This is a genomic window from Vibrio metschnikovii CIP 69.14, from assembly GCF_000176155.1.
Classification (GTDB): Bacteria; Pseudomonadota; Gammaproteobacteria; order Enterobacterales; family Vibrionaceae; genus Vibrio; species Vibrio metschnikovii.
The window spans coordinates 60,840-76,749 of sequence record NZ_ACZO01000006.1 but is presented as its reverse complement, the minus strand read 5'-3'; the positions used below and the strand labels follow the sequence as shown (position 1 = coordinate 76,749).

12 protein-coding genes and 1 pseudogene are annotated in these 15,910 nt (G+C 44.3%); 6 read left to right on the top strand and 7 right to left on the bottom strand.

Annotated elements, in window-relative coordinates; translation table 11 throughout:
* Positions 1–68: 68 nt before the first annotated feature.
* Complete coding sequence (fadE, locus tag VIB_RS03795; protein ID WP_040904096.1) at positions 69–2,513, top strand: acyl-CoA dehydrogenase FadE; 2,445 nt, start codon at positions 69–71, stop codon at positions 2,511–2,513.
* Between the two features lie 125 nt (positions 2,514–2,638).
* Here the strand turns inward: fadE and VIB_RS03790 are convergent, their stop codons facing one another.
* A complete protein-coding gene (locus VIB_RS03790) occupies positions 2,639–3,892 on the bottom strand; it encodes a TIGR03503 family protein (RefSeq protein ID WP_004394687.1) in 1,254 nt (417 codons plus the stop codon).
* An 8-nt stretch (positions 3,893–3,900) separates the two neighbouring features.
* Complete coding sequence (gene dnaQ, locus VIB_RS03785; protein ID WP_004394686.1) at positions 3,901–4,641, bottom strand: DNA polymerase III subunit epsilon; 741 nt, start codon at positions 4,639–4,641, stop codon at positions 3,901–3,903.
* Positions 4,642–4,697: 56 nt separating this feature from the next.
* On the opposite strand from dnaQ, the pseudogene rnhA reads away from it, so the two are divergent.
* Positions 4,698–5,160: pseudogene (gene rnhA / locus VIB_RS03780) on the top strand (ribonuclease HI).
* A gap of 81 nt (positions 5,161–5,241) precedes the next feature.
* Here rnhA and VIB_RS03775 read toward each other — a convergent pair.
* Positions 5,242–5,976, bottom strand: a complete 735-nt coding sequence (locus VIB_RS03775) for a class I SAM-dependent methyltransferase (RefSeq protein WP_004394684.1) — start codon at positions 5,974–5,976, stop codon at positions 5,242–5,244.
* A gap of 36 nt (positions 5,977–6,012) precedes the next feature.
* Here VIB_RS03775 and gloB point away from each other — a divergent pair, with 36 nt between their 5' ends.
* Together gloB and VIB_RS03765 are read left to right on the top strand one after the other, a co-directional pair.
* The gene (gene gloB / locus VIB_RS03770; RefSeq protein WP_004394683.1) at positions 6,013–6,771 is read left to right on the top strand and encodes a hydroxyacylglutathione hydrolase; all 759 of its coding nucleotides are present in this window, start codon (positions 6,013–6,015) and stop codon (positions 6,769–6,771) included.
* A 72-nt stretch (positions 6,772–6,843) separates the two neighbouring features.
* The gene (locus tag VIB_RS03765; protein ID WP_004394682.1) at positions 6,844–8,424 is read left to right on the top strand and encodes a LysM peptidoglycan-binding domain-containing protein; all 1,581 of its coding nucleotides are present in this window, start codon (positions 6,844–6,846) and stop codon (positions 8,422–8,424) included.
* Positions 8,425–8,579: 155 nt separating this feature from the next.
* Here the strand turns inward: VIB_RS03765 and VIB_RS03760 are convergent, their stop codons facing one another.
* The gene (locus VIB_RS03760) at positions 8,580–9,005 is read right to left on the bottom strand and encodes a phosphate-starvation-inducible protein PsiE (protein ID WP_040904093.1); all 426 of its coding nucleotides are present in this window, start codon (positions 9,003–9,005) and stop codon (positions 8,580–8,582) included.
* Between the two features lie 318 nt (positions 9,006–9,323).
* Between VIB_RS03760 and VIB_RS03755 the strand changes: the two genes are divergently transcribed.
* Positions 9,324–10,517, top strand: coding sequence for an acyl-homoserine-lactone synthase (locus tag VIB_RS03755; RefSeq protein ID WP_004394680.1), 1,194 nt, complete (start codon positions 9,324–9,326; stop codon positions 10,515–10,517).
* Complete coding sequence (gene luxN, locus VIB_RS03750; protein WP_004394679.1) at positions 10,510–13,065, top strand: quorum-sensing autoinducer 1 sensor kinase/phosphatase LuxN; 2,556 nt, start codon at positions 10,510–10,512, stop codon at positions 13,063–13,065. Before VIB_RS03755 ends, luxN begins: the two co-directional genes overlap by 8 nt.
* Positions 13,066–13,085: 20 nt before the next feature.
* Here luxN and VIB_RS03745 read toward each other — a convergent pair whose 3' ends face one another.
* From VIB_RS03745 to tilS, 3 genes are all read right to left on the bottom strand, one after another.
* The gene (locus VIB_RS03745; RefSeq protein ID WP_004394678.1) at positions 13,086–13,928 is read right to left on the bottom strand and encodes an endonuclease/exonuclease/phosphatase family protein; all 843 of its coding nucleotides are present in this window, start codon (positions 13,926–13,928) and stop codon (positions 13,086–13,088) included.
* Between the two features lie 93 nt (positions 13,929–14,021).
* Positions 14,022–14,360, bottom strand: a complete 339-nt coding sequence (gene glnB / locus VIB_RS03740) for a nitrogen regulatory protein P-II (protein WP_004394677.1) — start codon at positions 14,358–14,360, stop codon at positions 14,022–14,024.
* A 121-nt stretch (positions 14,361–14,481) separates the two neighbouring features.
* Complete coding sequence (tilS, locus tag VIB_RS03735) at positions 14,482–15,828, bottom strand: tRNA lysidine(34) synthetase TilS (RefSeq protein WP_004394673.1); 1,347 nt, start codon at positions 15,826–15,828, stop codon at positions 14,482–14,484.
* Positions 15,829–15,910 lie beyond the last annotated feature (82 nt).

Genomic DNA, 15,910 nt, shown 5'->3' with positions numbered 1-15,910 from the left:
GATTACAATCCCACTGGTTAGACCACTCCACTCATCAGGTCTCATTGAGTCTGTAAAAGGAAATAATTATGGATATCTTGCTCTCTACACTCGGCATATTGCTGGTATTAAGCGCTTGCTTATACCATCGTACGTCGCTATTTACTGGATTAGTTGCTTTAACCCTAACCATGTTTGGCTTAACCCTGTTTGGCCCGATTGGTTTCTTTGGCTGGGTTATCTATCTAGCGGCAGTCGCTATTTTTGCCGTTCCATCCGTTCGCCAAAGCTTAATCAGCGGGAAAGCTCTGCGGGTTTTTAAAAAAGTATTACCTGCCATGTCACAAACGGAAAAAGAAGCGCTCGAAGCGGGTACCGTGTGGTGGGAAGCCGAGCTGTTTAAAGGTAAACCAGACTGGCAGCAACTGAAAAATATCAAAGCTCCAACACTGAGTGCGGAAGAACAGGCTTTCCTTGATGGCCCAGTTAACGAAGTCTGCGCGATGGTTAATGACTATCAAGTCACTCACGAGTTGGCCGACTTACCCCCTGAAGTCTGGCAATATCTTAAAGATCATAAGTTTTTTGCGATGATCATTAAGAAAAAATACGGCGGTTTAGAATTTTCAGCTTACGCACAATCTCTGGTATTGCAAAAATTAACCGGCGTCTCTGGAGTGCTTTCCTCTACAGTGGGGGTTCCGAACTCTTTAGGCCCAGGTGAGCTGTTGCAACATTATGGCACCCAAGAGCAGAAAGACTACTATTTACCTCGCCTCGCGGAAGGTAAAGAGATCCCCTGTTTTGCACTCACTAGCCCAGAAGCAGGCTCAGATGCTGGCTCTATTCCAGATTTTGGCGTGGTCTGCAAAGGCGAATGGGAAGGGAAAGAAGTGCTTGGTATGCGTCTCACCTGGAACAAGCGTTATATCACTTTAGCCCCCGTCGCTACCGTACTTGGCTTAGCTTTTAAACTGCGAGATCCTGATGGTCTACTAGGGGATACTCCTGAGCTGGGCATCACCTGTGCTTTGATACCCACTCACTTAAAAGGTGTTGAGATTGGTAATCGTCATTTCCCGCTCAATGTGCCTTTCCAAAATGGTCCAACCCGAGCGACCGATCTTTTTGTTCCCCTTGATTTCATCATTGGTGGGCCAAAAATGGCTGGGCAAGGCTGGCGTATGCTGGTTGAGTGTTTATCGGTTGGTCGTGGTATTACTCTTCCCTCCAACTCAACGGGAGGCCTAAAAACCGCCGCCCTAGCAACCGGAGCTTATGCGCGTATTCGCCGTCAGTTCAAGCAACCGATTGGTCAAATGGAAGGTATTGAAGAACCACTCGCGCGTTTAGGGGGCAACGCTTATGTGATGGATGCAGCGAGTAATTTAACCGTAGCAGGCATCGATTTAGGCGAAAAACCGTCGGTTATTTCAGCGATAGTGAAGTACCACTGTACTCATCGTGGTCAACGTTCAATTATTGATGCGATGGACATCGTCGGCGGAAAAGGGATCTGCTTAGGCCCAGCCAACTTTTTAGCGCGTAGTTACCAAGGTTCACCGATTGCCATTACCGTTGAAGGGGCGAATATTTTAACTCGTTCCATGATCATCTTTGGTCAGGGAGCCATTCGCTGTCATCCTTATGTGCTAAAAGAGATGGAAGCTGCTTATTCAGACCGTTCAGACGCTGTAGAGCAGTTTGACCAAGCTCTTGCTGGCCATGTTTCCTTTACTTTAAGTAACTTGGTGCGCAGTATTTGGTTTGGGATTACCGATGGCTATGGCTCGGCAGCGCCAAGCCAAGGCCCCACCAAGCGTTATTACCAAAAACTTAATCGTTACAGTGCCAACTTAGCATTACTGGCCGACATTTCGATGGCGGTATTGGGTGGTTCACTCAAACGTAGAGAGCGCTTATCCGCCCGCCTCGGAGACATATTAAGTCAATTGTACTTAAGCTCTGCTACACTGAAACGCTTTGAAAATGATGGGCGACCAAGTGAAGATTTACCATTCGTTCATTGGGGACTTCAAGATAGTTTGAAACAAACTGAATTAGCGATTGATGAGTTCTTAGCTAACTTCCCTAATCCTGTTATTGGTAAGTTGCTTCGCGTTCTGATTATGCCTATTGGACGGGTTCGTAAAGCGCCCAATGACCATTTGGATAGTCAGGTTGCTCAGATCTTGCAAACCCCTAGTGCTGCACGTTCACGCTTAGGACGTAATCAATACTTATTGCCAACCGAACACAACCCAGCAGGTAAGATAGAACAAGCGTTGAGCATTATTCTCCAAGCTGAGCCAATCTTTACTAAGATGTGTGACGCGCTCAATCAGCGTCGTCCTTTTACTCAGTTAGATCAGCTAGCGAAAATCGGTTTAGAGAAGCAGTTGCTTACTCAGTGGGAAGCGGATCTATTGATTGAAGCTGAGGCCCATCGTCTATACACGATTAACGTAGATGATTTTGACCCGCAGGAACTTGCAGCAAAAAAGTATCACCCCAAACTCGAAGAAGTCGCGTAACTTCAAACGAGAAAAAGGGGACCACTCAATCAGAAAAAACGAGCGTTTAGCGTTTGCTCAATAAACAAAAAGGAGGCTCGCCTCCTTTTTTGTTGCGGTTATTTTCTTTTCTTCACGATTGTGGTTTACGGTTTTTTCGGAATATTTAGATTCATCTCTTGTATGGCTACCGCTTTCGCTTTCAGCTTACGACGAATAAACCACCCAGCAAGCGCAACAATAATAACGAAAAAATTACCCAAAATAATGTACATCATCGTACGGCGGCGAGCTTGCTCTTGCATATGTTGAATGAGCTTTTCTTGCTCTAAACGACGAAGATTTTCTAACTCAGCTTCTTGCATACGCCGAGTCGTCGCTAAATCAATTTCGCTTACCACCCCATAGGTTTGCTCTCGAATAGGGAAGATGAGTGGTCTTTGGGTCGCTAAATCCGTCGCATAAACTTGCCCATTCCACGCAAAATTACCAAATTGCTTCTCATTCGGGACCATTAGAACAACACCTAAACCAGAGGGATCGGCTTGCCCTTGGGCAAGAAATGGCGGTTGTCCTAACTCCCGATGCTCGATATGAGCAACCATAGAACCAGGCTCTATCATACCTCGTTCACCATTAAAACTAATTTGATGAGCAACACCTTGAGTTCGTGACTGAATAAAGGTGGCCACAACTGGAGTGGGATAAACCAAAATCACCTGTTCTTGAGCACGTAAAAAGACGCCATTACCTGATGTAATACGCACACGATACTTACCCGGTTCAGGGGTTATCGGTAAAGCGACGGTAAAAACACCATCGCCCGGCTTTTCATCTAACCCACGCCCATCATCGGCAAATTGACCAATCACTTCCGGAATTGGGCGCATTTCTTGAGGCAACTGCTGTTCATCATCAACATAACGAGTAAAGGTTACCGTGAGCTTAACCCGATCAAGAAAATCTCTTAATAACAGCGGCTCGCCATCCGACGTTAAACGCGCGGTAAATTTAATCGTTTCATCTTGATATAAACGATGCGGTAATTGTTCGGTTTCAAGCTGCAAATGCGAAATCAAACGCACGTGATTATTTGGCGAAATCTGGCCTATGGCTTGCCATGGCCCCGGCATCGGTTTATCAATCGAAACGATATCCATTGATGACTCTTGATACCAACGAACGTAATCAGGGTGACGAGAAGCATAATACTTAAAACCGTCTGGGCGAACTAATACCACAGGGCGAGAGTTTTGCTCGCGATAAATGACAAAGGTGATTTGTGAAATCGTAGGATCCACCCGAAAACGGTTATCAAGCAAGGTAAGCGATGAATCATTGCTGGCAAAACTTCCTATACTGCATAACAAACTCAGTATCACTATTCCTAGCCGTAACATACTCTCTCCTACTGACGCCAGAGGCAAATTCCACTTTTTTCAACCACATCCAAACGTTGTTGGTGAGCTTCTATTTCATCGGCCGATGCACGTAAAACCTTAAGGTTTTTCCTCTCACCTTGTACGCGCTGCACAAAACTACCAGCCGGCTCGCCACTTTGTGAACTGGCAGAAAACTGTAATGAAGTCTGCCCCCCAGTCATTAATAAATAAACATCCGCGAGGATTTCAGCATCGAGCAAAGCGCCGTGCAAGGTTCGATGTGAATTATCTATCCCATAGCGATCACAAAGAATATCGAGGTTATTGCGCTTACCGGGGAAGATTTTCTTCGCCATCGCCAAGGTATCGGTAATTTTGCAATACTGCTCAGTTTTGCCAATCGCAGGGTTGACTTTGGCGAACTCATAATCCATAAAGCCGACGTCAAATGACGCATTATGAGCCACTAACTCTGCCCCTTTGATAAAGTCTAAAAACTCCTGATGGACTTCTTTATATTGCGGCTTATCCACTAAGAAAGCATCGGTAATACCATGAACTTCAATTGCTTGCGGTTGAATCTCACGATCTGGTTTTAAATAAACATGAAAATGCCGGCCGGTTAATTTCCGATCGATAATTTCAACCGCGCCGATCTCAATAATCCGGTGGCCTTCATAATGAGGCCCGCCTTCAAAGTTCATACCTGTCGTTTCGGTATCAAGTACCACAATACGATTGTGTTGCGAATTGCTGCTAGTATTCATAAGGATATCTATGTCAGACTATGCCAATTGTGTGAATAATCCAATAGTATCAAATCATGAACAAACAAGTGGAAATTTTCACTGATGGGTCGTGTTTAGGCAATCCTGGCCCCGGGTGGCTATGGCGTAGTGTTACGCTATAGAAAAACTGAAAAGACCTTATCGAAGGGCTATCGCCTCACCACCAATAATCGAATGGAAATGCTCGCGGCGGTCATCGCTCTACAAAGCTTAAAAGAGCCCTGCGATGTCATCCTAACCACCGACAGCCAATATGTTCGTCAAGGCATCACTCAATGGATTCATAACTGGAAACAACGAGGCTGGAAAACGGCGGATAAAAAACCAGTGAAAAATGCCGACTTATGGCAAGCCTTAGAAAAAGAAACCGCGCGACATCAGGTGGATTGGCGCTGGGTAAAAGGGCATGCCGGTCACCGTGAAAATGAAATGTGTGATCAATTGGCACGTAGCGCGGCGGAAAACCCAACGGAAGACGATGTCGGTTATCAACCCTAAATTCATGACTACCAAGTCAATTTAGAATGGCACATAGGCTCGCTATCGTCTGGATCAACAAGCGCTTGGAAATAACACCAACTATTGATCTTCTGACTTGACCCGATAGTTAAAACCAACTGGCGAGAAACGTCGCTTCAAACGCCAGTGTGGTTTAATGGGTTTAAGTGGGTATGTCCGCTTGCGAGCAACAATGAAATATAAGCTTCCTAACGGACTTGCCCAGCCACCCATCGCATTTTCTAACCAGGCCCACAGCGGACGATATTTCTGCATCGGAAAAAGCGCGTATTGATCACATTCTAAAACTTGATAGTTCAGCACACTGAGCCAATCTTTAATGCGGCTCGAAGTAAACATCCTCCCACTCCAAGGAAGGTTATGTTTACGCCAAGGCATCGTACTGGTAAGGCCAGTTAAACTGATCGGATTAAAACCAGTAATAATCACATAACCGTCATCAATCAATACTCGGTCGACTTCACGCAAAATACGGTGCGGGTCGTTACAGTAATCTAATTGATGGGCAATAATCGCAACATCAATGCTCTTTTCCAAAAAGGGTAAATCATAAGCATCGGCGATAACCGTATGGAGTGGATTATGGATATCCAGATGAACTTGGTGTTGAATAGTACAATTACCGCTGGACAGCTCACAGCTCAAACCGCCCAATTTTAGCATGTGATAACCGAAAAGCTTTGGACACCACTCGTCAAGCCGGGTTTGAATAGACTCACACACCCACTGGCCATTTTTTAGTTGGGACCAAGAGTGAGGACTCTCAATTTTTTTTTGACTGCGTGCTGGTTTCATTGCTAAATCGCTTTACCACGTGACTGGAGATAACTCATGTTACACATCAAAAGCATACCCGCATTTAACGACAATTACATCTGGCTGATTGAAAATAGCGATCGCTGTTGTGCGGTGGTCGATCCGGGGGATGCTCAACCTGTTTTAGCTTACCTACGACAGCAGGAATTAACCTTAGAAGCCATTCTGATCACCCATCATCATCATGATCATATCGGTGGCGTCGCCGAATTAGTCCGCCAATATCCTCATGTGGATGTTGTGGGCCCAGCTCAAGAACCCATTCCCACCCTCACTCATCCCGTTGAAGATGGTGATCAAATTGAATTATTTGACGAACGTTTTATGGTCTTAGGGCTTCCTGGACACACTTTAGGCCATATTGGTTATGTCGGTGACAGTAAGCTTTTTTGTGGCGATGTGCTGTTTTCTGCAGGCTGTGGGCGGGTATTTGAAGGCACGATGGAGCAAATGTTTTCCTCACTCAATAAACTGTTAACATTACCTGAGGAAACCGAAATCTATTGCGCTCATGAATACACCGCCAGTAACGTCGCTTTTGCGATGGCCGTTGAACCTGATAACGAACAGTTACAAATTTATCGAGATACGGTTATTCGTATGCGCGCACAAGGTCAAGCTACACTCCCCACCACCTTACAACGTGAAAAATGGGTCAATCCCTTCTTACGTACTGGGGTTCCGAGCGTGATTAAGTCGGTAGCCAATCGTACTGAACAACATGATCCACTCGCTATTTTTAGCGCTTTACGTGAGTGGAAGAATGAATTTTAACGATTTGCTACTTGTCATCCGCTTAATACGACAAGTATTATCAGCAGCCAATTTATGACAAGGCTGTGTGATATGCGAGTACAATTCAGCTGGGTAATTGCACTGCTATTAGCAGGTTGCCAGCTTACCCAGCCAGAGATAGAGACCAGTTCAGAAACCAATCAACGCAAGGTAAAGCCAACCGATCAGCAGGTTCAAGTACAAAAGTCCCCAAAAAAAACCGCTAAACCTCACGTCGTGGCGCCTAACATTGACGTCCGCTCACCACAAGAGCAAGAGGATGTCTGGCAACGTATCGCGATGCAGCTAAGCCTGCCGATTGCTGACGATCCTACGGTCGATTATTACCGTAACTGGTATCTCAATCATCCCAATCATCTCGCCACTGTTGCCAAACGTGCCGAACCGTTTCTGTACTTAATTACTGAAAAGATTGAACAACGAGAACTGCCGTTAGAGCTCGCTTTACTGCCAATCGTAGAAAGCTCCTTTGATGCCTTTGCTTACTCTCATGGCCAAGCCGCAGGGCTATGGCAGTTCGTACCAGCGACGGGCAACATGTTTGGTTTAGAGCAAAATTTTTGGTATGACGGCCGTCGAGATGTGGTTGCCGCCACTGATGCTGCGCTCGAATATTTAACCCGTTTGAATCAGCGTTTTGACGGCGACTGGTATTTGGCCATTGCGGCCTATAATAGTGGTGGCGGCCGAGTCTCGAGTGCAATAAGAAAAAATACTCGACTCGGTAAAGAGACCGACTTCTTCTCTTTAGATCTGCCAAAAGAAACCAGCAGTTATGTGCCTAAACTTCTCGCACTAGCAGATATTGTCGCCAATCAAGAACAGTATGGAATTTCCATTCCTAGTATTAGTAATCAACCCGTATTAGCCTTGGTTGATCCTCAAGAGCAGTTAGATTTAGCTATCGCAGCCAATTATGCGGGGATCAGCGTTAAAGAGTTACAAAGTTACAACCCCGCCTATAATCAATGGGCGACCGCCCCAGAAGGCCCGCATCAACTGTTAATACCCGTCGATAGAGTCGATGAGTTTAGTGAACAAGTTGAATCAAACCGTGGTCAAGGGATGAAGTTGGTTCGCTATCAAGTACAAGCCGGCGATAGCTTGAGTGTGATTGCTCAGCGGCATAACACCACCACGCAAATCATTCAAACCGCTAACAACCTCACTAGCCATACCATTCGTGTCGGACAACATTTAATGATCCCAACCTCTGTCACCGATGAGGAGGCTTATGCATTAAGTGCTAATAATCGCCTAGCAAGAACACAGTCGTTAGCACGAGGTCAATACCAACTTAACCACACTGTACGCAGTGGTGAAAGCCTATGGACCATTGCTCGTGCGCACAATGTCTCTTACCAAGCTTTGGCGCGTTGGAATGCAATGAGCCCACAAGATACGCTACGAGTAGGTCAACAACTGGTCATTTGGAAACAAAGTAGTGAAGGCGCAATTATTCGCACCGTGTTTTATCAAGTACGCAGTGGTGATACCTTAAGCGATATCGCTTCGCGTTTTAAAGTCAACACCCAAGATATCGTCAAGTGGAATGAGCTTGCTAATCAACGATACCTACAACCAGGACAACGCTTAAAACTGTACGTGGATGTAACGCAAGTGAGCGTGTGAATCGGGTCAAAGAGTGATACGTAACGTATCACTCTTTTTTCGTGTATTAAAAAGACAAACACTTACCTTGTGATGATTGACCCTAATGTGGAAACCTTGGTGTCAACCAGCCTACTCCGAGTATCGATAACTTTCTTATAAGCTTTGCTAATTAACTACTCGTCTTTATCTTGAGTATGCCTATCGACGTACGGCCAATAGTGATGTCCAGCACGAATGAGCAGCGTTGCTGCTGCTAAAATAAACGCCGCGAAAGAGAGCCAGACAACGGGCACTGCATCCAAATCTTTCATGCCGAGGGTGATATAGCGGGCGATAGCCATCATCGCGATGTAGATAGGATAACGCACAGGAATTTTGCCATTAACCACAAATTGCTGCACCATTGCTAACACTTCGAGATAAATGAACATCAACAGGATATCGGTCAGTAATACTTGTTTTTCAACAAAAACATGCATGAACTCGTGTCCAATTGCATATACCGTTGCCAAAGTGATAGCAATAAGTAGTACCGCTTCCAGTAGATGAAACATTTTTAAAAATGGGCGGCTAAACGATTTGGGTAAATTTGACGGCATAGTGGTTTATCCAAGCAAATCAAAATAGACAGGTGTTGAGTTTATCATGCCTAAGCGCAGATTGATTAAGGGATTAGAGAAGAACTTAAGCATCCTCTCCCGCTCAACCCCAGGTCACGTCCTCAGTCGTTCTTCAATATTCTCATTTAACCACACCTCATTTTTTGAGCAGTTCAAAACTAAGTTGTGAACGAACAACGCAAGTAGTAGACTTGCCACCTGATATACCACTATTTTTCAATATGTTATCGTTAACTAAATCTTACTAATGCTTTCTTCAATAAAAATAATTAAATAAACCTAGGCTAGGTTCACTCGATGCAATTAATATCATCTTTACGCTCACTGTTAACGAGCACTCTTCCGGTCGACCAAAAACAACAAATGCTCATAGCGTTGGTTATTAACACCTATCCATCGCAACAGCGTACTGACCTTTTCCTCTCAGTGACAGACTACCGTAAACAACAATTAGTCGCTCTTTTCCCTGAACATCACAATACAAGTTTCTCTGTATTATTTGAATTGATTGACTACCGTGCTCTCATTCAACGCTATCCGAATACCCTGTCCGAGGAGATAGCACTACTTGAGCAAATCGTCGGCGAGTGTTATCCACATTGGCTGGACTTTTGGTGTGAATGTGAGATAGCCACCATCAAAGCGAACTCCGTCATTGATACTACTGCTTGTGATATTGAGCTACCACTGGAAGATAATGCTTACTACGGTTTGTTGATCAATCAGGTAGAAGACTCCGAGCTAGTAGTAGCCACGCCCAGTCACCCGCAAAAAATGCTCATCAAAGAAGCCATCACCTTAAGTAATCTTGAGCTGTTTATCCAAGGGGAAAAGTGGTACGAGATGCTGCCCCTCTTGTCATTATCACAAACGGGTAAGCACTTTGTGTTGCTCAAATACCCTAATAATGGCAAGGTTCCCGTCCTCGTCGCTTCAATGTTAGTGCAAGATTGGGCATCGAATCAGACTTGGCTCAGTTATGCACCGCAGTTTAGTAATCCACAGTGGCAGTTCTGCTTACCCGCACAGGGTTATGATGTTTTCTCGACCTTATCGATTTTCCAACCAGCACTGTCAAAATGCGACTCTCTGCCAGAATTCGATCGGCAATTTAGGTTACGATTATCCGCTAAAAATAGGGTCTGTGAAGTACTACGCTTTACCGTCAGTGGTAATACTCAGCAAAAACTCTATTTTCTCTATCTTGCGCAAAAAGAACTGATGAGTGTAATGCATCAGTTTGGATACAAAATTGGTTTTACTATTATTGAACAACCTTTCATGCTTAACTTTTATCAAGCAATTGATTCAAAAGCATATTTTCACTCTGGGTGTTGTGATTTAAATAATAACGGCAAAAAGACTTACCGGGGATTCTGGAATTTCGAAGTCATCAATAAAGTATTCAAAGAGACTAATTATCGCGATTATAAACAGGCAGTTCGTCAAACTAGACTGCACGCTGTAATCAAAAAGGAAGAGTATGCTTGATATCAATTTAGGCGCCATTCTCTACGCTAAAGCGATTACGCTTCTTGCTACCGTAGCGATGGTATTGGCTTGGCTCACCTACTATTGCTATCGTCTTAAGCAAAAAAACGCGTTAATTTGGGGAACATATCATGTTCCTTATATTGCATACTCAATATGTATTATCGCGTGGATAAGTAGTAATGCTTACTTTCACACCGATTTACTCCCCGAACTTGGCGCTTCAGTGGCAGTATTAGTTGCAAAATCAGCCAATCTTGCCTCACTCTTTGCCTTCGCCTTTGCTTATTACTTTTCTTGCCAGCTCGCCGCCGAGCCGCGCAATGGTAAAATCCATCTATGGCAAAAAATCATTTTTGTCACACTGTCGGTCTATTCTCTCTTTATTAATCTGAGACCAGAACTGACAGTTGAACATGTAGAAATTTCAGGCCCAAGCCAATTCATCATCGAATTTGGTCCTCATACCTCGCATTTCTTTATTGTCTTAGTGATATTTGTTGTTCTGACATTGACTAACCTAGTCCTGATGCGAGCCAATAGCAGTAGAGTCACATTAGCCAGAACCAATTATATGATTGCAGGTATTTTGGTATTCATGATCTCTACTGCAACCATTCACCTTGGTGTTACTTACTTCATGGGTGACTTTTCATTAACCTGGCTACCACCAGCACTCTCGATCAGTGAAATGTTATTTGTGGGTTATGCCCTATTGACATCACGCTTCTACAGTGTGGAATATCTTGCTTATCTATGCCTCAATACCCTGTTGGTGTGTGGCGTGTTAACTATCCCTTTAGGCATGGTCTTCATGCCTCTTACCGACAACAGTCAGTGGCTGTTTGTTATCCCATTTTGTGCGCTGATCGGTGTGACTTGGGCCCCACTCTATAAAAACGTGAGTCGTTACGCCGCGTTACTCATTTACGGTAATCGACAAACTCCCGTTGAACAAATTCTCGCTTTGGAGGAAGACTTCAAGTTATCCATTGATGATGCGATGCGACGTTTAGGTGAATTATTACAAATACCGAGTGATAAACTGCGCCTCGTGAGCAGTAATCACAGCGAAGCGGTTTACGCACGTTACCTTTCCTCTAAACAAACGGCTCTGGTTTTTGATGAACTGTTTGAAAAGCTGGATAATAAAGTCACTGAAAAAAGCTCAGTCAAAGCACTTTATGACAAGATGAGCGCCAACAATACCGCATTAGTGATGCCACTATTCGGTCACGGAAAGTCGGTGACGCATTTATTGATATCGCCACACAAAATCAACAATCAGATGTTTTCTCATGAAGAAATCTCGGCTCTTCAAACCTTGCTAACCCGAATACAAAGTATTATTGAGGCAGATCGCCGCATCCATCAAAGCCGAGCACTGGCCAATTCGATTGCTCACGAAATGCGTAACCCACTGTCTCAAGTTCAGTTGTGTTTTGAGATGTTAAAAAAACACGTTGAACATCAAGCACCGGCCCAGCAAATAAAGCAAGATATTGAGAGCGGCCAAGCTGCTATTCAACGTGGGCGTCAATTAATTGATATTATCTTACGTGAAGTAAGCGATAGTTCACCAGAACACGAACCCGTTACGATGACCTCGATTCATAAAGCGGTCGATCAGGCTGTCAGTCAGTACGGTTTTGAGAACGAAAAAGTCGTTGAGCGAATTCATTTACCACAACAAGATGACTTTGTTGTTAAGCTCAATGAAACCTTATTTAATTTTGTCATTTTCAATCTCATTCGTAATGCCATCTATTATTTCGACTCTTATCCCAACAGCCAAATTAAGATCACAACCCAAACAGGTACTTATGAAAACATATTGATATTCAAAGATACCGGTCCAGGGATTGATGAAACTATTGCTGATAAGATCTTCGATGATTTCTTCTCTTATCAAAAAAGTGGAGGTAGCGGTTTAGGGCTCGGTTATTGTCAACGCGTCATGCGCTCCTTTGGCGGTCGAATTGAATGCAAGTCTAGGTTGGGGGAATTTACCGAATTCCACCTATCCTTTCCTATTGTGCCCAATGCCCCACAAGCAGACTCGCTTCGCACGCCTTATTTCGACGATTGGCAATCGAATCAAACCGCAGCGGAAGATAACTCCGTTCCCTCACCGATTGTCAATTCATTATCAAACCATAACCCAACACCTACCGTACTCATTGTTGATGATAAAGAAATACAGCGTACGCTAGTTAAACTGTACCTAGATCAACTTGGCATCAGTAGCTTACAAGCAAACAACGGTGAGAGTGCGGTAAACATCGTTAAAACTCATTCTATCGATTTGATTTTGATGGATATTCAGATGCCGGTAATGAATGGTTTTGAAGCTAGCCAAATCATCAAAGCACATTCCCCAGATATTCCGATCATTGCACTATCGGGAGAATCAGGAAACCATGAGCTAAAAATGATCAGTCTGTTGATGGATGGTCGTTTAGATAAACCGACTTCATTGAATGCATTGCAACGTCTGCTTAACTATTGGTTTGGTAGAAACGTGAGGTTTAATGTTGAATATCAATAGCTAAAACGGTATATCGTCAATTACAAACGAAAAGACACCAACATTGGATTATGATCAGAAGCATCGGATTCTGGCGCTTGGGCTTGCTCTAAGGTTAATCTTTTATAGAACACATGATCCAGAGGTAACCCCGTCATAAATCTTAACCGTTGATCGGGAGTAAATTCGACTTCTTTCATTTGCAGTGACAACAGTGCTGACTTTAAAAATCGGGCTCGCTGTTTATTCCAGCTATTAAAATCTCCGGCGACAATCATCGGCCCATTGTGTTTTCTTAACGCACTAAGCAGAGATTCAAGTTGCTCACGATAGGCTTTTTGTCCATAGGTAAAATTAACCGCATGCAAATTCACCACGGCTAAAGTTTGGCCATCACTCAGCGCATAATGAGCAAAAATACCCGATTTAGGTAAACGTAACCAAGGTTCTAGTTGAGTATAAGCACAGGCTAAGCGAGGCATACGATAGCTAAGGTTGAGGACTCCAGAAGAAGCGCCAAAGACGCGAAACGCATCGACATAAGCACCGTCCCAAGCTTGTTGACTGATCCACTGACGTAGCTCAGCAGTCATATTCGCTTCTTGCAATAACAGTAATTGAGCATGTTCGCTGTATCGGGTCAATTCACTCGACCAGTTTTCACGGTTTTGTTTGTAGATATTCCACACCAATACCGTTAATTGACCGTCCTTATCAATCGGTTCTGCGTCAGGGTTCTGATAGCAAACTAAATCTCTCCCTAGTGTATCTTGACCTAAGGTGAGCAGTTGTGGCTGTTTCGAGATCGAAAATATAAGATGAAAAATAATCGTGACCGTAAGCGTTATAATAACTGGTAAAAGTAAAAGATAGCGTTTTTTCATTAGACTCACCAGCATAAAAAACTAACGCTTTCACTTCTTATCATCTGACCCCTAAGAAGCGAAAACCGTCTTTACGATCTCATCAAGCAATGATTAAATCGCATCTTCATCTTCTTCACCAGTACGGATACGCACCACTCGTTGAATATCACTGACGAAGATTTTACCATCACCGATTTTGCCGGTTTGCGCCGTTTCAATGATGGTATCAACACATTGATCCGCCATTTCTTCACTGACGACAATTTCTAATTTCACTTTTGGTAAAAAATCCACCATATATTCCGCACCGCGATAGAGCTCGGTATGTCCTTTCTGGCGACCAAATCCTTTCACTTCAGAGACCGTCATGCCGGTTATCCCGACTTCAGCCAGCGCTTCACGGACATCATCCAATTTAAATGGTTTGATAATCGCTTCAATTTTCTTCATGTTCATCCCTTACACGGTTTCGTTATCAGAGTATTATTGGGGTAATCCAAACGCAATCTTGAATGCCTTTAACTTATGATGCGTATTATCGGTTAGCGATGGGTAACAATCAATACAAAGCCTAAGCATTACCCTGCTTGCGCTCATTTCCATCCAAAGCCGTGATCGACGACTTGTCCCACAAAAGCCGGCACTCTTGCCCTGAAAAATCACGGTCAACAAATAAATCGGCGATAGCGATGACCCTATCGTGCTCAAGTAAAATCGGCATACGACGCCGTTGCCAACTAGGAATCGCGTATTCTTGAAACAGCTTTTTCAGTTTCCGAGAGCCAGCCCGCCCCACTGGGCAAGCGCTTAATCCTGTCGGATCAAAGGTCACTCGCAAAGCCTCTTGATGAACCGGTAAGCGGATGTTGCCTTGAGGATCTAATGACAAGGTTAACTTACCAAGCTGATCGGGAAGTACGAGTGGTGTATCTAAGCGGATCTTTTGCCGCCACTCACTGATATCGGCAACGGAAGTAACACAAAAAAGAAGATCATTAAAACGACGAATATCATACGCTTTGAGATGTAAAATCGGGTTAGCGCCCGCCTCTGCCAGCGCCACTTGACTCCAGATCATCTCGGTATGCTGACGACTGGGTAGCACACGCTGCTGCTTGGCTAGCCAGGCACGGATCAGTTGTCGCCGCATGGCATCGCTACACTCTTTTAGTCCTTGAATCGATAACGCACCATCCGAGTTAATCATATTCGCCAGTTTTTCCGCCAGCAACTCTTCAATTAACGTTTCTTGTTCAGCACATAATTCGGCACTGCGTTGCACCGCCTGACGAAAAGAGGGCCAACGCTGAATAAGGATTGGCGCAACTTGATGCCGTAAAAAGTTACGGTCATAGCGTAAATCGGCATTGCTTTCATCATTGACTGACGATAATTGATGACATTGGGCAAACTGCTCAATCTGTTGTCGAGTGACGGCTAACAGTGGCCGAAGTAATTGCCCCTGACTAAAGGAAGCACAGGCAGCCATAGCCGATAATCCCTTAGGGCCACTCCCTCGCTTCAAAGCCAAGAGAAAAGTCTCTAGTTGATCATCAGCATGATGACCCAGTAACAAGGTGTCTTGCTGATTGACGTATTGCGCTAATACCCGATAGCGTGCATCGCGTGCTAATTTTTCAATACTTTCGCCGCTATCGCGCTCAAGTGCGACGTATTCAACATCAAAGGAGATATGGCTTTGATTACACCAAGTTCGGCATTGCTCAACCCAATGATCGGCATTACGACTCAATCCATGATGGACATGCACCGCACGCACGTTAACGGCATACTGATCTCGATATTGGGCCAGTAAATGCAGCAGCACTCGTGAGTCGACACCACCACTGAGTGCCAAAACCAAGTCTTTTGTATCGTGGGCTTGCAGTTGATGAGAAAAATGCCGGTACAAATCCATACTGTTCTTCTTAGGTCGAGATAAATAATGCTCAGTGTATCGCTGGAGACATCAAAGCAAAAGGGCTGGATTCTCTCCAGCC